At 35.8% G+C, this 23,004-nt stretch carries 16 protein-coding genes and 1 pseudogene; 3 read left to right on the forward strand and 14 right to left on the reverse strand.

Features of this window, described 5'->3' with window-relative positions; translation table 11 throughout:
* Positions 1-570: 570 nt before the first annotated feature.
* The 10 genes and pseudogenes from BMX09_RS02610 to BMX09_RS02655 all read right to left on the reverse strand — a co-directional run bounded on the left by BMX09_RS02610 (position 571) and on the right by BMX09_RS02655 (position 12,899).
* Complete coding sequence (locus tag BMX09_RS02610) at positions 571-2,202, reverse strand: hypothetical protein (RefSeq protein ID WP_089746148.1); 1,632 nt, start codon at positions 2,200-2,202, stop codon at positions 571-573.
* 256 nt (positions 2,203-2,458) lie between these two features.
* Positions 2,459-3,178, reverse strand: a pseudogene (locus tag BMX09_RS02615) (ABC transporter ATP-binding protein); the annotation flags it as partial.
* A gap of 151 nt (positions 3,179-3,329) precedes the next feature.
* Positions 3,330-3,869 (reverse strand): GNAT family N-acetyltransferase, encoded by a 540-nt coding sequence (locus BMX09_RS02620; RefSeq protein ID WP_089746150.1) that lies wholly within the window; start codon positions 3,867-3,869, stop codon positions 3,330-3,332.
* Between the two features lie 216 nt (positions 3,870-4,085).
* Positions 4,086-5,069, reverse strand: coding sequence for an acyl-CoA thioester hydrolase/BAAT C-terminal domain-containing protein (locus tag BMX09_RS02625; RefSeq protein WP_177159507.1), 984 nt, complete (start codon positions 5,067-5,069; stop codon positions 4,086-4,088).
* Between the two features lie 59 nt (positions 5,070-5,128).
* On the reverse strand, positions 5,129-5,923 hold the full coding sequence (locus BMX09_RS02630; protein ID WP_245711115.1) for a glycerophosphodiester phosphodiesterase family protein: 795 nt from the start codon (positions 5,921-5,923) through the stop codon (positions 5,129-5,131).
* 295 nt (positions 5,924-6,218) lie between these two features.
* On the reverse strand, positions 6,219-7,931 hold the full coding sequence (locus BMX09_RS02635) for an ABC transporter ATP-binding protein (RefSeq protein WP_218138909.1): 1,713 nt from the start codon (positions 7,929-7,931) through the stop codon (positions 6,219-6,221).
* Positions 7,924-8,646: an energy-coupling factor transporter transmembrane component T gene (locus tag BMX09_RS02640; RefSeq protein ID WP_089746153.1), complete on the reverse strand. Its 723-nt coding sequence runs from the start codon at positions 8,644-8,646 to the stop codon at positions 7,924-7,926. Before BMX09_RS02640 ends, BMX09_RS02635 begins: the two co-directional genes overlap by 8 nt.
* 6 nt (positions 8,647-8,652) lie before the next feature.
* Positions 8,653-9,249, reverse strand: a complete 597-nt coding sequence (locus BMX09_RS02645) for an MptD family putative ECF transporter S component (protein WP_089746154.1) — start codon at positions 9,247-9,249, stop codon at positions 8,653-8,655.
* 166 nt (positions 9,250-9,415) lie between these two features.
* Positions 9,416-11,140, reverse strand: a complete 1,725-nt coding sequence (locus BMX09_RS02650; protein WP_089746155.1) for an ABC transporter ATP-binding protein — start codon at positions 11,138-11,140, stop codon at positions 9,416-9,418.
* Complete coding sequence (locus BMX09_RS02655; RefSeq protein WP_456152172.1) at positions 11,124-12,899, reverse strand: ABC transporter ATP-binding protein; 1,776 nt, start codon at positions 12,897-12,899, stop codon at positions 11,124-11,126. Before BMX09_RS02655 ends, BMX09_RS02650 begins: the two co-directional genes overlap by 17 nt.
* Before the next feature lie 237 nt (positions 12,900-13,136).
* Here BMX09_RS02655 and BMX09_RS02660 point away from each other — a divergent pair, with 237 nt between their 5' ends.
* From BMX09_RS02660 to BMX09_RS02670, 3 genes are all read left to right on the forward strand, one after another.
* The gene (locus BMX09_RS02660; RefSeq protein ID WP_089746157.1) at positions 13,137-14,156 is read left to right on the forward strand and encodes an AraC family transcriptional regulator; all 1,020 of its coding nucleotides are present in this window, start codon (positions 13,137-13,139) and stop codon (positions 14,154-14,156) included.
* Positions 14,157-14,432: 276 nt separating this feature from the next.
* Positions 14,433-15,971 carry a sodium/proline symporter gene (locus BMX09_RS02665; RefSeq protein ID WP_218138910.1) on the forward strand — a complete coding sequence of 513 codons (1,539 nt, stop codon included), beginning with the start codon at positions 14,433-14,435 and terminating at the stop codon, positions 15,969-15,971.
* 174 nt (positions 15,972-16,145) lie between these two features.
* A complete protein-coding gene (locus BMX09_RS02670) occupies positions 16,146-16,550 on the forward strand; it encodes a hypothetical protein (RefSeq protein ID WP_089746158.1) in 405 nt (134 codons plus the stop codon).
* 65 nt (positions 16,551-16,615) lie between these two features.
* On the opposite strand, the gene BMX09_RS10255 is transcribed toward BMX09_RS02670, so the two are convergent.
* From BMX09_RS10255 to BMX09_RS02690, 4 genes are all read right to left on the reverse strand, one after another.
* Positions 16,616-17,200 (reverse strand): DUF1294 domain-containing protein, encoded by a 585-nt coding sequence (locus BMX09_RS10255; RefSeq protein WP_245711116.1) that lies wholly within the window; start codon positions 17,198-17,200, stop codon positions 16,616-16,618.
* A 226-nt stretch (positions 17,201-17,426) separates the two neighbouring features.
* Positions 17,427-18,902: a UDP-glucose--hexose-1-phosphate uridylyltransferase gene (gene galT / locus BMX09_RS02680; RefSeq protein WP_089746159.1), complete on the reverse strand. Its 1,476-nt coding sequence runs from the start codon at positions 18,900-18,902 to the stop codon at positions 17,427-17,429.
* 1 nt (position 18,903) lies between these two features.
* Positions 18,904-20,085, reverse strand: coding sequence for a galactokinase (locus BMX09_RS02685; protein ID WP_089746160.1), 1,182 nt, complete (start codon positions 20,083-20,085; stop codon positions 18,904-18,906).
* A 20-nt stretch (positions 20,086-20,105) separates the two neighbouring features.
* On the reverse strand, positions 20,106-22,991 hold the full coding sequence (locus tag BMX09_RS02690; protein WP_089746161.1) for a glycoside hydrolase family 98 domain-containing protein: 2,886 nt from the start codon (positions 22,989-22,991) through the stop codon (positions 20,106-20,108).
* Positions 22,992-23,004 lie beyond the last annotated feature (13 nt).

Below are 23,004 nucleotides of genomic sequence, written 5' to 3' on the forward strand. Positions count from 1 at the left end.
TATCAGTGTTGTTATCGTCTTTGCTTGGCTATTCAGATAAGTTTTCCATATGTAGAATAGTAGATAAATCATTTAGAATTTGATACAATAGATATGCAAATAAAGTGATAAGATTTTGCAAAAGCATTCAAAACGAAAAGAATAAGCAATTGCCGTTGCCAGTTCTTTTTTCACTTACCGCAGATATAAGCATTCATGGTAAACGATTTGTCGGCTTTCTTGCTTAACCAATAAGAAAATAGTGCTAAAACTATCCCGATAATCATCCAGGCAACAAGCAAAGTGATAATGTCTGTTAGTTGCAATACTATGCATACCCAATCTGCCGTAGTAGTTTTGATGCAACAGAAACCAGCGATTGCAGTCGCTGGTTATTTTTTATGCTTAAAATGTATATTGAGTAATACTCTAGTTATTAGTTTTGTCTGATTGACTAGCGTAATTTGTTTTAAACAATAGCAAATTTTGTTGATTTATAATCCTTCTTCTGCGCTAAATAATTTTAATGTTTCAAAAAGATAGTTCTCAATCCATAAAAAATCCCCCACCACACCGGCAAGGGATCTTCGTTTAGTCGTTTAAAAATTTTTCAATTGTTGGTTTGAATTTTGTTTGATAGTAAATATGTTCAAAAAGTGCTAAGCCTACTACCGAAATGGCTAAAATAATATAGGCAAATTCTGGAGCACCCTTCGCTAAGCCAATACTGAAAGCAATTGCGATTCCTGTACCAATAATATAACCAAACATGATAAAGGCTTTCACTAAATTGCTCGTACCACGCTGCATTAAGTCCATAACATTGCCCCAACCAAAGTGGATATAACGAATATCATGTACAAAACCTCTCATACCATCGAATAGCGCAATCATAAACCAACCTAAGAATAGCGGCAGAATTAAAGCGCGTGGGTAATTAATAAATAGCGTCGTACCAATCAATAATAGTAAAATCGGCACTTGTTGGATAATCAAAGCAAAGTAGAATTTTACTTTTAGATAATACTTCATATCAAATGGTAAAGACTTAATAAAGTAAAAGTTTTCACGATCTAAAGAGATAATCAGTGAGGTTAAATTACCAAATAACCCTGATAATTTTGTCAGTAATGCTCCTAGTATAAAGAATGTTAAACTATATTCACTATAACTAAATATTTCTGGGAACCAAAATACATCGCTTAGCTTTAACGCTGCTGTCACAATAATAATTAATGGATAAATTATTGGGAATAGCAGTACACTTGCTAATAAGCTACCATTTTGAATTAAGCCAAAATTATAATGAATTAATTGTTTTCTCAAGCTCATCGGTTTTTTTGATTTTTTAACACGTTTTCTAACCGCAACTTCACTTGTTTTCAAGACATCTTGATAGAAGTTTGGTAGGACTAAGAATTTAATAATCACGCCAAAGATTGATAGTAAGGCAAACATTAATAATAAAGTCGTAACGGTAGTCATATTTAATGGTTCAACAATCATCCAATAGAGACTTTCAAACATTGGAATGCCACTGACATCGGTGGTAGTTACCTCAGTCGTTGGTGTTGATGAACGGTTAATAAAGATAAGCGCTGCGGCTACGCCAAGTCCACAAATCGCAATGAAAATACCAGAAATAACTTGTTTGTATTTACGGAAGATACTTGATTTAGTTAAGAAATAAACAATCACGGTAACCATACAAGCTATAATCATAAATAATAAGACAAAGCAAATTAAGGAAATAACTAAACTAACCAATGAATTAGCCACTGGAGCCCGGAATGGTAAAATAACAAAGAAGGTTAATAATGGCAATAAGAACATCGCCACGGGAAAGATAACCGCAACCCCTTTCGCCAGGAAGATTTCACTTTCTTTTACCGGATATGGTTGGTATGAGGTAATGTCATTGCTATCGTAAAAGACATTATACATTGCGGTAATGCCCTGTAAGATGGCTAATAATGAAAACATTCCCGCCATACGACTAAAATAACCAGGTTGGCTAACCATTTGATTCATCCCAAGAATTACACCATATGTTAAAGTAAATAGTAAGGCCGACCAAATATGTTGTTTCATAATGGCTTTTGGAATATCAATCACTAAACCTGGAACTTTCGCCATTTTTTTGCGTTGTTTTTCGATAACTCCTGGTGGTGCTGAATAAATTAAGTTCATGCGAATGATTTGGCGAATAATATTATTTCTCATCATGCTCACCTACCGTTTCAGAATTTGTTGGATGGTGACTTGCCTCGCTTTCTCGATTCGTGTCAGTTAGCGATGGTTTTTCGTTGGCTTCTTCAGATTTTGTCTCATCTTCAGCCTGTTCGTGACTACAACATCCGCAGCAGTGCGATTCTTCTACTTGGTGATCTATTTCGGTAATCACTTCAACTTCTTCGACTACTGTTTCGCCGTCTGCTTGTGTCTCTACTTTAACAGCTTCGACTTTTGCTTTGGCAACTTTTTCACGGCCGGCCATTTGTAGATAGATGTCTTCTAGTGATTCTTCTGGTGTTTGTTCTTTTAGTTCTTCTAATGTGCCATGATAAATCAATTCGCCCTTCTTCAAGATGGCAATCTTATCACATAATTGTTCGGCTACTTGTAAGACATGGGTTGAGAAGATAACGATATTCCCTTCTTTGGCATGTTGTTTCATCATTTCTTTTAGGTCGTAAGATGATTGCGGATCAAGTCCCGTCATTGGTTCGTCTAAGACCCAGATATTTGGATTGGATAATAAAGCCCCGATAATAAAGACTTTTTGACGCATTCCATGTGAAAATGAGTCGATAATATCATAGCGGTAATCTGTTAAATCAAATAACTCGATTAATGGTGTTAGTTGTGCATTTTTATCTTTTTCACTTAATTCATAAGCACAAGCTACGAAATCCCAATATTCTTGTGCTGTTAAACGTAAGAATAAATCTGGTGAATCGGCTACATATCCAATTTGCTTTTTAGACCATACTAAATCATCATGAATATTTTTACCATCAATCAATACTTCACCTGATGTTTGATTAATGATATTAACAAGGATCTTGATAGTGGTTGATTTACCTGCTCCATTATGTCCAATTAATCCTAGTATTTCACCTTTTTCAATCGTCAAATCAAGATTATTTAATGCTATTTTTTCATCATATTTTTTGGTAACTTGTTTAAATTCAATCATCTTAAAACCTTCTTTCTATTAGTGGATTTATGCATTAATTATACCATATGCTAGTTATTTTGAGTGTAAATGTTTTCATTTCTAATCTAACTCTTATTTTTTATGAATCAAAAAAGCACGATGGAACAATGCCACCATGCTTATTGCTTTTTTATTTAGTTAATTCATAACAGTCTTCATCAACAATTCCTTGGTTATTACGTCCTGCTTGTAGTTTTCTACCTAAATAGTTGAATTCTAGTTTTTGGGCAACTTTTCCTGATGCTGGATTTTGGCTATCGTGATGAATGATCAGTTTCTCAAACCCACACTCTGTTAATAGATAGTCACATACTAGTTTACCTGCTTCTGTGGTATAACCTTTATGCCACCATTTTGAGCCAATGCAATAACCTAATTCAACCGTACGCTCTGAAAGATTCGTATCCACACTGGAAATTGTACCAATCACTTCCCCAGTAGCTTTTACAATGATTGCCCATTGAAAAAAATTTTCATCACTATATTGGTTAATCCAACTGCGTAAAATGTTTTCAGTTTCATTCATACTAACATGCGCTGGCCAACGTAGATATTTGGTCATTAATGCGTCACTTGTCCAGTTTTCATAGGAAGCTTTAGTATCTTCAATGATAAATGGCCGTAATAGTATCCGCTGACTAGATAAACTTTTTGTGCCAAGACTTTTCATCACCGTTCCCCCTATTCGATATTTTCTAAATTTTACCAAATATATTTGATTTTGTATATAAAAATAGTGCCTGCAACGAAAGCACAGACACCATTCCTAAATTTTATTGACCGTATTCTGATACTACTTTTATAGCTATAGCCTCATAAATAGGCTTTCATTATTTACTACTATGTCAAATGTCTCCAGTTTTTATGCGTTCTTATGACAACTAGTTCACTGGCACCATTTATTTAGATGATGTTCGATTTCACTATCAAATAACTGATATGCTGCTTTGTTTGTTTCTAAGGTTCCTCCTGTGTAAAAGATACAACCATTTGTCTCAATTAATAAATGATCGATATGAAACATATGTCCGGCACCTTCCAATATTATTAATTCAGTATTAACCGGTCGATGGTCTTTAATAATGTTCGCCATTGTGACAGACGGCCACATTTGGTCATCTGTTGCTGCAAACATTAACATATCAACTTCTTCATTAATATCTTCCACATTGATTCTGCCAATATCGCTGTCCTTTTGATTTGCGATAATATTATCATAAACTTTGATACACCCAGTTGGCTTCTTTACTAATAAATCATAGAAAAATCCCAATGCAGGTAAATACGCTTCTTTTGGAATATTTGCTGTTTGGATTGGTTCGCCATGTTCCGTCCATGCAGATTTGCCTAAGTCCATGCCCGGATAAATATGTGAGGATGGTTCATTTAAGATTAAATGCTTAATACAATCATAGCGAGTTGCTAAAAGTAAGGCTAATTCCGCACCTTTTGAGACTCCATATACCGTTAAGTCATCAGGATTATTTAAGTATGCGAGTGCTTCATCAAAGAATTCAATTGGAACCTCTGAAAGTTTTGCAGGTTGATTGTCACTTCCAAAATAATACAAACATAATACTTCATAGCCTAGCGGAGAGTAGCGTTCACCAAACCATTGCTCGCACTCACCTTCTGAACCGCCAAATACAATAATCACACCATTATGGGTTTTGTGATCTGGGATAAAGTGATAGCCATTCACCATCCCACTTTGCACAGTTTTTATTTGAACGTCTGCTATTTCAGTTTGATTGATATCATATGTATGTTTAATCTTGTAGGTTTTATTCAGATAATAAATGGAATGATAACCACGAATGACCAAAAGACAGCTTATTACTATTAAAAGACCAATCATTATTTTTTTCACTATATGTTTATTGCTGTTCTTCATCGCTTTCGACTCCTTATCTTGCTGTTTGCTACGCTTTATTGTTGTAAATACCTATGTAATAATAATGGCCAGTCTGTTTGGATGATGTCGGCACCAATCTCAATTAATTTGCCCCAACTGCCTGCGAAATCTCCTGAAATGGCACGGTTATCATCGTATCCGGCTGCTAAATGGTAGCGGTCGTTTAATCTTAAAGCATTAATCCATATTTTTTGGTCTGCTTGGTGGATTTGTTCGATGAATGCTGGTGAGATAATGTCAGCGTCTGTTGTGGTAAATATTAATTCGACTGCTCCGATTGTGATATTTGGATATTGTTGTGCAGCGTAGTAATCTTCGCAAGTTCTGATGATTGGCATATAATTGATGGTTAATTCTGCTGCATTTAATAATTCTAAACGGTCACTAATAACGGGTGATTTTAAGATTAGGCTTGATAAGTCACCTTTTTCTTTTAAATAGGGTAAAAATGTCTCCCAGTATGCCCAGCTACGATCGATGTTCATGATGCATTTATCTTTCATATTGGTAAATACGGTGTCGAAACGTTCGATTTTTTGGTTAATGGGATTATTGACAGCATTAATCATGACTAATTGGTCAATCTCACTGGAGTTCATGGTACGAATATCAATATCTTCTCCAAACACATGTGATTCTTGTCCGTCGTGAAATGCGTAGAAGACACCATCTTTTGACATTGTAATATCCACTTCGACAATTTGCGCTTGATGTAATAAGGCATTTTGATAGGCTAAGGTCGTGTTTTGTAAGACATTACCTCCTGACGTTCCTCGATGGGCTGCAATTAAAATCGTTTTTTCGTTCATATCATTCTCCTCTATCATACGTATTCACTTACCGTACAATCATAATATATTAGAAAATAGATTGCAATATCGAGAAAAATATATTAATTTCACGCCATAATAATCTAGATAATCCACTGTTATCTTGCACGGACGGCTTGTATTTATTGAGCTATTGGTCAGTGCATCATAACACCCCTACTTTGATTACTAATCCGCAGTCGCATCATAATACCGCTACTCATTTTTCATGTTGCAAATAATTCATGCCCATTGCATTATAAGTTTTCTTGGCAGATTGAAAGCTTCATCAGTCTTATCTTTTAAATTCTAAAATGGTACCACGGCACTCATCAATTAATTCATAATCATGTGTAATGACTAACACCAATTTACCAGACGCTTGCAAGGTTTGCAGATATTGTGCGATGCGTGTCATTTGAATGCGGTCTAAGCCGCTTGTTGGTTCATCTAAAATGATTAGTGGTTTATGGCTAACTAATGCCATGGCGAATAATAGGCGTTGTTTTTCACCACCGGATAGAATTTGTGGATGGAAATCTTTTTTATCCCAGAGTTCCAATTTTTTTAATATTTGTTCTTTTTCTGCTTGGTCATCACTAGCTAGCGAGAGTTCTTGCCAGACAGATTCAGTGAATAATTGATAGTTCACATCTTGCATTACTAGGCTGAGATAGTCATAAGATTGCTTGATCAATTCCCCACCGAAGTAGGTTTTACCTGGGAATTTAGCTAATTGACATAATTTGCGAATGAAACTAGTCTTACCCACGCCATTTTCTCCTGTAATAAAGTAGGTTCCTTTTGAGAATTGTAAGCTACAATCCATAACTTTTTGCTTTCCGTATTGAATGTAGTAATGTTGGCACGTTAATTGAGGCGAGTTATGGGTAATTTGTTTGTTAGCTAAAGTGTTTGTTGTTACGATAGTTGGTATCGGCTTTAGTTGGTCAGATGCCTTTTTAGACGATACCGTACATGTGTTCGCATCCGCTATTTTATCTAATGGAGTTGTCGCATTTTCTAGTACAGCTTTTTCATTCTCTCTACTAACTAATCTGTCTTGTTCATCTACCACTTTTCTCGCATCTGCTAGTCTGTCTTGTTCATCTACCACTTTTCTCGCATCTGCTAGTCTGTCTTGTTCATTTACCGCATTTCCCGTTACTGCTACTACATCTCTTACATCTGCTAGCTCACTGTGTATTACAATCGTTTCCTTGTTTAATAGATGGATGACTTGATGCTTGTGGCTTGCTAGTGCTTGTTCTTGGCAACTGGTAAAGCTTCTTAATTGATATTGATTCGCTAATTCTTCTAATAAAGTTTCAACTAAATCTTCTTTTTGATAGCTTTTCACTTGGCCATGATCAATAATCCATAGTTGGTCGATTAATTCCTTTAAATAATATAAGCGGTGTTCAGCAATAATTACAATCTTCCCCATATCTTTTAAGAGTTTAATGGTGTTTCTTAGCCAATTTATCGCTTGGGGATCTAATGAAGAAGATGGTTCATCAAATAAATAGACCTCATTTTCCATACAAACTACAGAAGTAATGGCAATTAATTGTTTTTCTCCTCCTGATAGACAAAAGATATCACGATTTAATAGTTTATCCGTATTCAATAGCTTTGCATAATGATGCACCCGCTCCCAAATCTCTTCTACTGGTAAAGCTTGATTCTCCAAAGCAAAAGCTAATTCATCCGTCGTATTAATACAGTAGAATTGCGTCTTAGGATTTTGAAAGACTGTTGAGACAAATTGTGAGCGTTCCTCGATATCTTTTTCTAAGACATTCTCCCCTTTATAAGTCAACTCCCCAGTAATAGTGGCTTGCTGGACTTCTGGTATTAAGCCATTGATTAATTTTAATAGTGAACTCTTCCCCGAACCGGACTTACCTGTTAAGACAATTACTTCTCCTGGTTTAGCAGATAGCGTTACATCCTTTACTAATAGGCGTTCTTGGTAGCGTATTGAAATATTTTTACATTCAAGCATATTTACCTCCTAGATAGAAACCAATTAAGACCACCATGCAAAAAAACATCACCCCGTCACGCCAAGTAAAATGTGTTTCTACTAGGCTAGTTCTTTTTTTCCCAATGACTAAGCCACGCGTTAAAGCGGAGACGGCTACATCATCTGCCGTCCGCATCAAGACCATTAATAAAGGAATCGTGCGGTATTCAATGAGTTTAACGGGTTGAGTTAATAAGCGTTTGCTAGTGAGACCTTGTAAGTACATCGCTTCTTTAATTTGTTGGTAGTCTGTCTTAGCCGTATAAAAGAAACGACTCATCACCGTCATTGGGATAATCATTTGGTCGGGGAGCCTTAATTTTTTTAATGAATAGATTAATTCACTTATATCCGTCGTCATAAATGAATATTTCCCCATCACAAATCCCGGCAATAAGCGCAAGATAAGCATTGTAATAAATAAACAAATACTCGTCACCACTCCCGTTACATGTCCCATTAAATATTTTTGAACTAATACTGCACCAATAATCAATCCTATCCCCCTAATAGCTGCTTGATAGCGCCTGGCTAGTAAGAGTAATAGATAGGGTAATGATGAAGCACCTATCGCCACCACTAAAAAGCGCTCTTGCAGATTGCCTAGTAATAAGGTATAGGATAAAACCACTGTCACAAAAAGCTTCGTACGGAAATCCAAATGAAATCCTGTTTCAAAGTTTGGTTTTTCCATTAAGCCTTAAACCTCCTCAACCATCCCCGCCTTAACAAAATGTTTGCGTAAGAGTTTAATACCAATTGTACAACCAATATACATACCAAGCATGCCTAATAAGACGATTGGCACTAATGACCACATTGGTAGCACACTCATTAACTTATCCGCATACTCTTGGCCATACCCCATTTCCACTAATTGATTAATATAGGCCTCTCTAGCAAAATATAATGGCAACCATAAGCCGACATTCGCTAAACTTGCGACACTAAATGCAAGACGTGCCGCTTTAACACTTGTATACTGGCCACGTTTTAAGATAACTTCTGCTAAATACGCAGCAATTAAAGCGGTAGGAATGCCCCATATTCCATGACCGGAAATAATAAAGAACACCATAATAATCATCTGCTCAATAAATAACATGCCTGGTTTTTTAATCTTAGTCGCAAACAACATACATAATGGCCCACTAACAAGCCCACCTAAAAATGGCACAATTGGCATCGTCACCGGAATAAAACCAATCATCCCTGCAATAAATGTCGCTAACATGATTAATACAGAAAATAAGCCTACATTAATTAAGTCTTTAACTGTTAATTTTTGATTTTTCATACTGTATATTCCCTTCCTTTTTATTATTTTTGATATACCCAACTGTTTATAGTGTGAATCATATCTTATTAGCTAGCTTACCCATTCTCCCAACAAATGGCTTACTAATCTCATAAAATCCCTTTAAAACACTGTAGCGACTAGCCACCCCGATCCTAAAAAGCTATTAATAATGAAATCCTTCCGCCAATTTCGCACTTGTGATTAATTGTTGGTAGACCGGGGATTTTTCAAGTAATTCCTCATGAGTCCCGCTAGCTTCGACAAGACCTTCATCAATTACAACAATTTGGTCGACGTTTTGAATAGACTTCAAGCGATGTGAGATAATAATCACCGTTTTCCCCTTAGTTAAGGTATTCAAACTCTCTTGTATGGCTTTTTCATTTTCAACATCTAATGAAGCGGCGATTTCATCTAGTAAAATAATCGGTGCATCTTTTAAGAAAGCACGGGCAATTGATAGACGTTGCCGCTCTCCACCTGATAGACTGGCACCATTCTCACCAATTATCGTATCATAGCCATCTGGTAATTTTTCAATAAATTCTGCACAATGCGCTAATTGGGCAACACGCATAACCTCTTCATCGGTTGCACTTAGTTTACCGATACGAATATTCTCCATAATAGAAGCATTAAATAATGTGACATCTTGAAAGACAATCGATATCTTATCAAATAAAGATTCAGTCGCAATCTCTTTAATGTCTTTGTCAGATATCTTAATACTACCGCTATCATAATCATACAAACGAGAAACAAGACGCAAGATACTGGTCTTACCGCATCCTGATTTGCCGACTAGTGCCGTCACTTGATTTTTGTGAGCCGTAAAGCTAATATCCTTCAAAACAGGACTATCTGCATCATAACCAAAGCTGACATGCTTAAGATCCACATCGAATTCCGTTAAATCCGTCACTTCGCCAGTCTGAACCTTAGTTTCTTTAATCTCTTTAATCCGCTGAATCATCGCATCAATATAAAATAACTCGGCTATAAACATCGTAATGCCATCCACGCCATCTTTAATCTTAAATGCAGCCAGTAAATACCCTAAAAAATATAATAAACTCACTTCACCAGCCAGATATAACTTCATCCCAACAACTAAGACTAAAGCTAGACTCAAATAGACAATCAAGCCCGCTAATGTTACTAAACCTGCCACTTTGAATTCTGCATCAATATGAATCTTTTCACTCTTATTCATCTCTTCATATAAATGGTCTGTTACCGCTTTCGTTAAGCCAAAACTTTTAATCTCCTGTTGCAACTCAATCGTTTGTTGGAATAATTCGGAATTCTCTCTTAGTTTGTGATAATATTTTGTTTGATTGTTAATTTGCATTTTCTTAGAAAGTACCATAACAATGATTGCTGCTATCACTGGTACTAATACCGCCAAACCTAACTTGATATTCCCTGCCAATAACATCACCGCCATCACGACAAAGAATCCGGCAAAGCCAATGATTTTTGCAATCGCATGAGATAAAGCATGTTCAATTGCTGTCACATCCGCCATAATGGTTTGGGCTAAATCTGATAAATCATGCTTTGAGAAATAAGATAAAGGTAGTTCACTCAAATTACGAGCAATCTCAATCCGTAAATTCTCACTTTCCTTATAGGTCGCATTATATAGCGCATCATACTCAACACTTAACACTACATACATCAACACTAAGATTGCGACTGACATAGCAATATAAAAGCCACTACTCTTCGGACTAGCTTCGTGTAATAATTGTTCTAATAAGACCATCACTAACATCACCGGCGCCATCGTCGTTAGATAACTTAAAAAGCATAACAAACTAGCTTTCGTTAAATCCTTAGCCCCTTGATCGGTTAATGCTAGCTTTTCTCTAATTAGTCGTTCCATCTGTAACCCTCCAATCATTAGCTTCTTGGTAAAGTTCTTGTAGTTGATAGTATGTGCCGCGTTTAGCCATTAAAGTTTCATCTGTACCACGCTCAATAATCTGTCCTTGTTGTAAAACAATAATCTCATCGACTTTTTTAATCGTTGATAAGCGATGCGCAATCATAATAACCGTCTTATTCTGCATCAAATTATGAAAAGCTTGTTGTAATTGATGTTCATTATCTGAATCAATCGCAGCACTTGCTTCATCAAAAATCACAATTGGCGCATCTTTTAAAATCGCACGAGCAATCGCAATTCTTTGCTTCTCACCACCAGATAAATAAACACCCTTCGAACCAATCATCGTCTCTTCACGCTCAGGGAACTTATTAAGAATACTATCACACCCTGCTAGATGCATGGCATGGAAGACTTCACAACGATTGGCATCCTTTTTAGCGAGCGCTACATTTTCATAGAGAGTCTTTTTGAACAATTGAACATTTTGGAAGACAAATGAAATATTTTTTATGATGCACTCCTCACTATAACTCTCGATTGGATAACCACCAATTGTAATTGAACCATCTTGCACTTTATAAAAACCTGAAATTAACTTAGCAATAGTTGATTTTCCTGAACCAGACTCACCCACTAATGCATAAGTCTTGCCTGCTGGTAGCGAAAAAGTCAATTCTTCTAACACCGGCTTATCATTATAAGAAAAGCTAACATCATCAAAACGAATGGTAAAGTCATCCATTTCCTCATGCTCACCAAATGTTAGTGAATCTTTCTGCATATCAGCATAAATACTCTCCAACTTGGCAATCGCATCATTTGCCTGGAAGACATACATGCCAATATACATTACCTTCATCATATAAGTAAATAAGACCCCACTTAAAAATAAAAGCATTAACAATGGTACAATCACTTCAGTTGGATTAGCCTGTAAATCACTAAATAATAGCCAGATTGGAATAATAATCGCCATCAAACCTAAATATATTTCCTGAAAAACCACATAAGGACGCTTACAGCTCATCGAATAGTCTAAAGCGTTTTGACCATAATCTTTAATGGCCGCATTCAAGGCTTTAAAACTACGCACATCCACGCCAAAAACTTTCACAATCTGCATGCCACGAATATATTCAACCGTCTCCGTACTTAATCTTTCTAAAGCCGCTTGATAAATCTTCATAAATTCCTTCTCGCCCATCATCAAGTACATTAATACGCCACTAGCTACTAATAAAACCATTAATACCACGCCAACCCGCCAGTCAATCATCAAGCCTAAAATAATTAATAAAATAGGCATCAAACTAGCACCCGTATTATCTGGAATCAAATGAGCTACCGCCGCATGAGTTAACGCAGCATTATCATCTAAAATCTTTCTCACCTTACCTGATTCATTAGTATCCATAAAACGGAAACTAGCCTTCGATAAGCCCTCAATACCATATTTCCTTAAATTCGTCTCCAAACGAAAAGCAAACATATGCGATACTAAACCTGACGCCATATAACAAAGCGAGCCAAGTACTAGTAATAAGACAATCTTCATTAAGTTGGTAGTAATTATTTCTGGGTCAGTAGTCTTTAGTAATTCATTAAAAAAAACATATAAATAATAAAATGCACTAAGCTGTAAAAAAGTAGATGCTATTGATAAAATAATCGTCAAATAGACTAAATACTGCTTCTCTGGTACATAACTAATTAACTTCTTATATACGTTTAACACATGACCTCCTCCTTTTATCCCTTTTAGACTTTTAACTCCAAAAATACCAACTCGTCTGAATAATTGCTATAGCATAAAAATTGCTTAAACAAGCTAGAAACTATTGTGAAATAAGGACTTCATCTATCTATATTGTATCAAAGGCCAAAATCAGCTACAATATAAGCAGAAACAATCGGTCTAATAAGAATAATGTCTAAATGGTCTAATAGGTAAACTATATTATCATAAACTAATGATAAAGGAGGAAGCAAGATGTACAAAGACTTTTTAGAAAAATTGGGTTGGCAAAAACAAGTTAATTGCCAAAAATATTGTCAAGTTGGTACGACTTATCAACTCATAACAAAAGAATTTGATGGATTATATTGGTTTTATGAAACAGAGGATTTTATTATTGATATTCATGATTTTTTTGTGCGCCAAGAGGTATTAATTGAAGACTTTCCTGATGTTAGCTCCTATATGACGATTTGTTCTTCGTATATTATTTCCGCTAATGGCGAAAGCTTTACACCCTATCAGCCACTATCAGCGAATAGTTTGTATGTTTGTAATGTCTGTCATAAAGATTTTCGTTTTTTACTACATGGCAACTTTCCCTATCTAAGTGTTGGGATTAATTTCAAAGACAAAATGCTAAAAGAACAGTTATGTACCCTATCTATACAACAAGACTTTAACGTAGATGATATGTTTTTTGAGACAAGAAGCTCAATTGTTGCCCCCATCGAACAAATTGCTTCAGTGATTCTCAACTGTAAAATGACTTCCCCTGCAGCTGAAATCTTTTTTGAAGCTAAGGCAAAAGAATGGTTAAGTATTACCTTGGATCATTATTTAAACCAGCTTTCTAAAAAAGAACTACCAAAAGACGATAAAGATGCCTTACGGAATGTCTCTAACTATATTAATGACCATTATCCTTTAGATATACCACGTGAATTATTAGAAAAAATTGCTATGATGAGCGGCACAAAATTAAAACGACTCTTTAAAGAAGAATATCAAATGAGTATCACGGAATATACACAAAGACGGCGCATGAATATTGCCGAAACCTTATTATTAACGACTAATCTCGATATCAAATCCATCGCCAATTCAGTCGGTTACGCCTCGCATAGTAAGTTCTCCAGTTATTACAAGAAATATAAAGGTATCTACCCAAAAGATGTGCGAAAATTACAAAATACGAAAAGCTATCTAACTTGCAATCATTATCAAGAATGTTTAGAACAATGCAAAGAATCCTTAAAAGAAAATCATCCATAGCTAATAAAGCCTTGCACTCGATAGACTCTCAAAAACCAGTCACTATCTACCGCAACATAGCTCTTCTTTAGCTATATCTATCGTTTTAAAAACTTTTATAGACTATCTTTATGATGTTCCTAGCAGATGAGGCTTTAGAAAAAATTTGGCATGTTCGTTCTAGTCTAGCCAACATGCTAAATTATCTAGAACTAAGTGAACTAGATGCTTTATGACTGCTTGCTAGTGCCTTCCTTCTATGTTAGAATATTCTTTAACACAAAAAGGAGAAATTTTATGGAACTTTCAAAATTTATGATTATGCTAGCAATTATTGTCTATTTAGGGATGATGATTGCAGTGGGGGTTCGAATGTCCCACAAAAACAACAATGCCGGGGACTTTTATCTTGGCGGAAGGAAATTAGGCCCCTTTGTTACGGCAATGAGTGCGGAAGCTTCTGATATGAGTAGCTGGCTTTTAATGGGTTTACCAGGGTTAGCTTATTTATCAGGTGTGGCAGAAGCTAGTTGGACGGCTATTGGTTTAGCGATTGGAACCTATATTAACTGGTTAGTGATTGCTAAAAGGGTCAGACGATATACTGAAGTAGCAGGAAACTCTATTACCATCCCAGAATTCTTTGAAAATCGTTTTAAAGATCATTCGCATTTACTATTAAGTCTTTCAGCGATTATGATTGTAGTCTTTTTCGTTCCTTATACAGCTTCAGGATTTGCAGCTTGTGGAAAATTATTCGCCACAATCTTCGGAGTACCGTATCTTACGGCAATGCTTGTAAGTGCAGTAGTAATTGTACTCTATACCATGTTAGGTGGATTCTTAGCAGCTAGTACTACTGATTTTATTCAAAGTATCATTATGAGTATTGCATTATTAATCGTTCTTACATTTGGTGTTCAAGTAGCTGGTGGTTTTGGTGCAATTATTGATAATGCTAAAGTCTTACCAGGATATTTTAGTATTTCACAAGGTTATGATGCAATTAACAAGACAGCAACTGACTTTGGAATAGCGCAAATTATTTCTACCCTGGCGTGGGGGTTGGGATATTTTGGAATGCCACATGTTTTATTACGCTTTATGGCGATTGAATCTGAAGAAATGTTAACCCTTTCTCGTCGCATTGCTTCTACTTGGGTAGTTATCTCCCTTGCAATTGGTGTCTTTATTGGCGTAGTTGGTTATAGTATGACAAAAGTTGGTGCTTTAGAGGTCTTAACAGGAGCAAATTCCGAAACAATTATTGTAAAAATTGCCGATTTATTAAGTCAACAAGGTATTATTGCAGCCATTTTAGCCGGGTTAATCTTAGCGGGAATCTTAGCTTCTACTATGTCAACAGCTGATTCGCAATTATTAGCAGCCTCTTCTGGTATCTCACAAAACTTAATTCATAATGGTTTAGGCATTAAATTATCAGTCAAAGGTAATATGTTAGTAGCACGAGGAACCGTTATCTTAATCGCCTTGGTTGCCGTATTTTTTGCAAAAGATCCAAATAGCTCAGTCTTCCGTATCGTATCCTTTGCTTGGGCAGGATTTGGCGCAACTTTTGGTCCAGTGATGTTACTTGCCTTATTTTGGCGCCGTATGAATAAATGGGGTGCGATTAGTGGCTTATTATCAGGTGGGGTGATGGTCTTTGTCTGGAAATATGCGATTCGTCCATTAGGTGGCTTCTGGAATATTTATGAATTATTACCAGCCTTTATTGTTGCGATGCTTATGATTGTAATTGTTAGCTTATTAACTAACCCGCCTGAACAAATCGTCTTAGATGAATTCGATCTTGTAAACCAAAAAAAATCATGATGAACAACTAGAAAAGTTTGAGGGATTTGATGTTATTTCCCTTGAGCTTTTTTATTATGCGCTATTGTGGACTTAACGCAAGAAAAAACCGTAAAATTACAAAAAATATCTTCTAAAATATGTTATACTATATATAAGGTCAATTCTCTAAAATGTTTTTAAGGAGGTAACATCATGAAAAACTTTACTAAATTTTCTCAAGAATTCCGCTACAAAAAATTACACCAACTAAACCTAGCTTGTGCAATTATTCAAATTTTAGGAACACTTATCTTTATGGTAGCTAATTCCGGTGAGTTTCGCGTTTTCGTTGAGGGCATGCCTAAATTCAGCTTTTCTTTAGCTTGTGGCGCTTTATTACCAGGCTTAGCTAAAGTTGCTTTGATTTATTTAGGATTTTATATTTTTATTTCGATTTTAGAATTTGTAAAAATGTACTTATTCCTACACTTCCAAGATACACCATTCCCAATTGTCCCTGCTGATTATAATGAAGATGAATTAGTAGAAGATGAATTTGACGATGAAGATGATGAAGACAATCACTGTGCTTGCGGATGCGGTTGTGACGGACATTAATCCAATTTAAATGCGTATACAAAAAGATTCTCAATAAGATTTTGCTTAGAGAGAATCTTTTTTTGTTAGAATGTCATTGGATTTTCTTTTAAATAATAACAAATTAAAACTTGCAATGCTAAAATCGCCGGCACACCTAGATAGAATTTCGGCTTATTCACTTTATGATGAAATAAATCCATCCCCATTAAAGCCCCAATCGCCCCTCCAGCTATCGCTAATACTAATAAATAAGACTCACGAATACGCCACTTACGAGAAACAGCTTTAAACTTGTCCATACCATAAACTAAAAACGTCATGCTATTTAATAATGCTAAGTAAATTAACCACAAACGGTACTGACTAAAATATGCTTGCAAGAAAAAACGATACGGCCCCACAAAGGTAGATAGCACCACCGTCTGAATTACTACCCATAATAAACTATAGAAGCGATTCACTAAAGGCCACTTATGACAAGCTAAATCAAATACCATTTGCGCCACTAAACTTCCCAAAGCTCCACCAAAAATCGTGACTAACTTTAACAAAATTTGCGGCTCAACCCCCTTACCAACTCGATGATCTCGATTAATATCACCCCAAAAGATGGCAAAAGCTAAACTATTCATAATAACAAAATAAATAAGTACTGGTTTTGCAGACAAAATAATCCCCCTTTTTATAAGATAATTGCATTACCATTATACAAAAAATCCAGTAGAAATAAAATACGGGGATGATGATGCAAGATCTGACATGGATAAAATGCTCATCCGTAGTCCTATCTCTTTAAAAACTAATAGTAGCCGACGAAAAAACATCTGAAAACAAAAAAAGAAGCAGTTACCCACTTCTTTTCTAAGATTCAAACTAATTGTACACAAGACTTTATCATAAACTGGCGATAAAGCGCTGGAATTGTTGTTGTCCGACAGGTGTGCGCTTAAATACACCAGCATCTGCTAATACTTGTTCGAAAGCTTCACCGATTGCATGTTGGATAATCTCTGTGACATTTGATTGGGTAATCTCTGGATTGCTTGCCTTAATTTGTTTGGCCCAGGCTAGATGTGTCACATCGATTTTATTTGATTTTTGTAAGAGATATTTTTCGACTTCTGCTAGCTCTGTTTTTAAGCGTGGTGGCAAAATCGCCAATCCCATTACCTCAATCAAGCCAATATTTTCCTTTTTAATATGATGCAAATCTTGGTGCGGATGGAAAATGCCATCTGGATACTGCTCACTTGTGCGATTATTTCGTAAAACTAGATCCAATTCCCATACCTGATCTTTAATGCGAGCAATCGGCGTAATCGTATTATGGGGAATGGTACTAGTATGGCTTAAAATATCTGCCTCTACATCCGAATAGTTACGCCACTGATTAATGATCTTCATAGCAGCCGCAACGATTGCCTCACGATTATTAGATTGCAAACGAATTACCGACATCGGCCATTTGACAATTCCACTCATGACTCCAGGAATCCCCAAATCAAAATCCCTTTCAATCGGCGCTTGCTCCATCGGGAAAATATGGCGACCGGCTTGATAATGATCATGCGCCAAAATCGAGCCACCCACAATCGGCAAATCGGCGTTAGAACCAACAAAATAATGGGGCAACTGCTGAACAATCGCTAGTAAATTCTCAATACTACGCTGATTAATCTTCATCGGACGCAATTCTTGACTCAAGAAAATCGAATGCTCGGTAAAATAAGCATAGGGCGAATATTGAAAGCCCCACTCCTCCTGATTAATCTCCAAGCGAATAATCCGATGATTACTTCTAGCCGGAAAATTACTGCGACCATAATAGCCTTCATTACTCATCGCCAAAACAGAAGGCGGATACCCTGTAACTTTTGCTTTTTTAGCTGCCGCAATCTCTTTTGGATCCTTTTCAGGTTTTGATAGATTAATCGTAATTTCCAAATCGCCATACTCACCACTGTAGCAAAAGGCAATATTTTTAGCGCACTCACGAGTTTTGATATAATTATTCGCCCGACTTAAGTGGTAAAAATAATCGGTCGCTTGTTGAGGGTTTTCTTGATATAATTTGGCAAAATTACGGTTAATCACGGATGGTAAAGGCGTCACAAGATTCATAATCGCTGCTTCAATTTGGTCTTTTTCAGCAATAGTAGCGCTAATCACACGAGATTCCTGCGCATATTCTAACATTCGATCCAATAAATCCAGTAACGACTGATCGGCTAAAACCTCACAACTTGCATCATAATCCACCAAATCCAGTAGATGCAGCAGCTGATTTGTCGTATAAAAGCGATCTTCTTCATCGATTAGCTCCAATAAAATCGACTGTTGCACAAATGATTTGATTACGGCATCGATCATCCTACTCATCCCCCATTAAAATTGAGGCACCATCACTAATTTCAGCAAGATAAAATGACGGCGCATAGCCAATTTTTTCGAGATATGCGTTATAAATCGCTTGTTTTACCTCTTCAACGCAATCCTTTTTAACTAAAGCAATCGCACAACCGCCAAATCCAGCACCTGTCATGCGAGCACCAATCACGCCATCTAATCCCCAAGCTGTATGGACTAAAGTATCCAATTCCTTACCAGTCACTTGATAATCGATTTCCGTTGATAAATGCGATTCCTTCATTAATTGGCCAAAACCCGTTACATCACCATGTTTTAACAATTCAGCTGCTTTAATAGTCCGCTCATTTTCACTGACAGCATGGCGGGCCCGCTTAACTAATAAGTCACTACTCAAATATTCTTTCGCCGTTTCTAATTCTTCCACCGTCAAATCCGCTAAAGTTGTGATATCTAGATGTGCTTGTAGTTCTTTTAGTGCCTGACGTGTTTCGGCAAAACGTTCATTATATTTAGAGTCAGCCAATTCGCGACGTTTATTGGTATTCATAATCAAAATCACTTCATCTTTTAAGTTAACAGGTACTAATTGATAGTGAAGTGTATTGCAGTCCAATTGAATGGCGTGATTTTCTTTTCCCATACCAACTGCAAATTGATCCATAATACCAGAATTTACACCAATATAGTCATTTTCAACTTTTTTACCTAATTTGACCAAATCAATCATTGATACTTCTAATCCATAAATAGTTTTTGCTACCACACCCATTAATAATTCTAAGGACGCAGACGACGACAAACCGGCACCGTTCGGAATATTACCATAAACCAATATATTCAAGCCATACGGTAACTGATAACCCATCTCTTGTAGATACAAAAAGACACCTTTCACATAATTTGTCCAGCCATCCTCCTTTTTAAAGCTCAAATCATCTAGCAACACTTGGTAGAGTCCATTATCCTTAAAGTTATCCGAATACAAATGCAATTCACGATCACACCGCTTTGAAACCACCGCATAAGTTCCCAATGAAATCGCACACGGAAAAACATAACCACCATTATAATCCGTATGCTCGCCAATCAAATTAATCCGACCAGGCGCAAAGAAGACTTGTGGCTCATCAACACCAAAAACACCTTTAAACTCATCTACTAAAACTTTAACATCTTTTTTCATAGCAACCTCCTCCTAAATAACTAATAACTAATATTTACATTTAAAAATCCATTACTTTCAATAGTAATAGTTGCGATACCTGTCATATAATCATAATTAATTTTTGGATTTTCATATGAATCTGTTGTACCATCAATAATAGTTACAGTTGGTTCTTGTGATAAATCATGAATTGTAAATGTTGTTAATTTCTTATCACCAAAAGTTGTTTCACAAATGTAATGATCATATACCCAATTTTGAGCTTCAACCTTTGATAATTGAGGCAAATTAATGGCTTCGTTAGTAGTAGTAGCAGGTTCCCACAAAGCATCTTTATTGGTAGTGAAATTATTAAGATTAATCGCAATACCATTTTCAGTTTCTGCTAATTTGACATAACTATTAGCGGGTAACATTACTTCTACTTCTCTATTAGTCAATCTAACTTTACCTGTTTGTGCTACATTTTTATTATAGTAATAATTATATAGATACCAAGCGTGATTAAATTGTTGCGCAAAAATATCACCTTCATATTGTTTTGGATATAGATTTTCAAAATAGTTAATTCTCTTATTTTTATGTCTAATATCTCGATCAGTCATATTTTTCACTAAAACGATATCATCCAATTTGCTAGTATCAATAGTTGTTGGTACAGCTGGAATAACCCCGTATCTACCTGTAGTATATAAAGGTGTTGTTGCTTTATTAGTATTTAAACCAACGAAGTAATCTCCATTTCCATGGTGACTATACTCACCTTTTAAAAATACTTTAGTTGAAGTTAGTACATCTTCTTTTGTAGGCGCAGGATTGGCAATCACATCTCTAAAGAATTCCAAAATAACATTATCAAATAACGGGGTATTCTGATTTCTAACGCCATATGTATAAAACGGATGTTCAAAATTATAAACACAACCACCATTTAAATAAATATTTAGTGCCTCTGAACCTAACATTGCTTCTGGTTCTGTTAGCCATTGACGATTACCTTGGTTTTTACCGATAGTTGATTGTTCAAACAATTTCCATTTACCAGTTTCATACCATTTCCAAGTATCCATTAATCCGCCCCATTGATAGGCTTTATTTGCTAACCACAAGCCTTTCATATAACTTGTAGTTGGTGCATCATTACCTTCTGCTGCAGGAGTATTCTTATACATAAAAATAAAGTTTTGCCAATACTGGTCCACGGCATCTTTGAAAACAGTTTTCCCATGTGTTCCTAGCGCTTTTTCAATTGCAGCACCATTATTTTGTTCAGACCAAATAAAATAACCACCATACTTAGCTGATAATTCTAAGTATTTAGCTGCATTAGATTCAACATTATTCGTCCACACCCAATAATTTTCGGTACAGAATAAACCTTGTAAGTTATCATACTTTTTATACATTTGTTCAATCCAATCAAAAGTTAACCAATGAGTTGCTGTATAATAATTGACATTTCCAGCAGTAAAAGTTGTTATTATAATCGGAATTGGCTCTTTTTCTTGTGTTTGTGGATTAATATGATTTTTGGCTAATTTCAAGAAATGCTCATAGAAATCAGCTGCTGAACCGTCTCGTTTTGGTAAATCATCTGGATGTAATTCGATTACCACATAAGGTTTAATATCTTCTGGAATGCTTTCCCATTTACCATATAAAGTATCTTCACCCCAAAATTCGTAATTCCCCTGTTCGTAAGCACTACCATTAGCATATAAAGGGATCATCATTAATGGTGATTCATTCGAAATTTCTCGTCTCTTTTGATTACTAATCACTTCAGAATTTTCTTTTTTGTCCGCTATAATGTACGCATCAGCAAAATCTACTTCATCGCCCCATGTTTCACGACCTGCATAAGCATTTAATTCAAGCGTTTGTGTCCCTTTAGGAATCTCAATAAAAATTGGAATTGCCGGTGTATGATAATCAATACCATTAGGATAACTATCAAGTGTACTATAAACTACTTTACCATCTAGTTTAACCTCAATTTTTTCAATGGTTGCATAATTTTCTAAATGGCCACTTGCTGTTCTATCCAACCCAACAAAAGTATGAAATTCTGAAGCATTTACAGTTGAAATATCATAAATAACGCTTGATGGTTGTGAGGCAATTGTACCTAAGCCTTTTTCAAATACGTTAATTGTGCCATCAGCCATTTTTAAAGACAATTGATTATTTTGTCCATTGTTACCAGTGCTAAAAGGTTTATTCTTTTGGACTTGTTTATTAGTATCTGCATCTCCATGAATTGCAGAGACCCAATTTAAATCTGATAAATAAACCATTTGAGGTGTAATAGTTAACTTAACATCAGCAAACACGACTTCATCAGCCCAAGTTTGGCTACCTGAAAAGCTTTGTAAACTAATACTTTTGGCATCATCAGGAATAGCAACATCAAACGGAATTGCTGCAGTTTTTGTGTTAATCCCATTTGGGTAATTTGTTTCTGTAGTAAAGACAATTTCATCATCTACTAAAATAACAACTTTTTCAATTTCTCCATGATTAGCTAAGTTTGAAGTAGCTGTTTGATCTAATCCAACAAATCCAGATAATGATTTCACTGAATAGTCACTAATATCATATTCGATTTTAGAAGGTTTATCCGCAATAGTTCCTAAGCCTTTTTCAAATTCCTTAACAGTCCCATCAGGCATTAGTAAAGAAATTTTATTATCACGCCCATTATTCCCCGTACTGAATGGCTTATCTTTTTGGACAACTTTCTCTTTATCAACATCACCATGCGTCGCTAATGTCCAATCTAAATCAGAGAGATATAGTTCTTTCGTTGTAGTTCCATCATTTTCTAATGTTGCCGCATCAATAACAGCAGTGTTTATACCAGCTAAAATACCCAAGAGCAATAAAACAACAAGCGCTACTTTATTATATTTATGATGTATCATTGTGATCCTCCTC

Origin of the sequence: Granulicatella balaenopterae (assembly GCF_900111135.1) — a bacterium.
Lineage (GTDB): Bacteria > Bacillota > Bacilli > Lactobacillales > Aerococcaceae > Granulicatella > Granulicatella balaenopterae.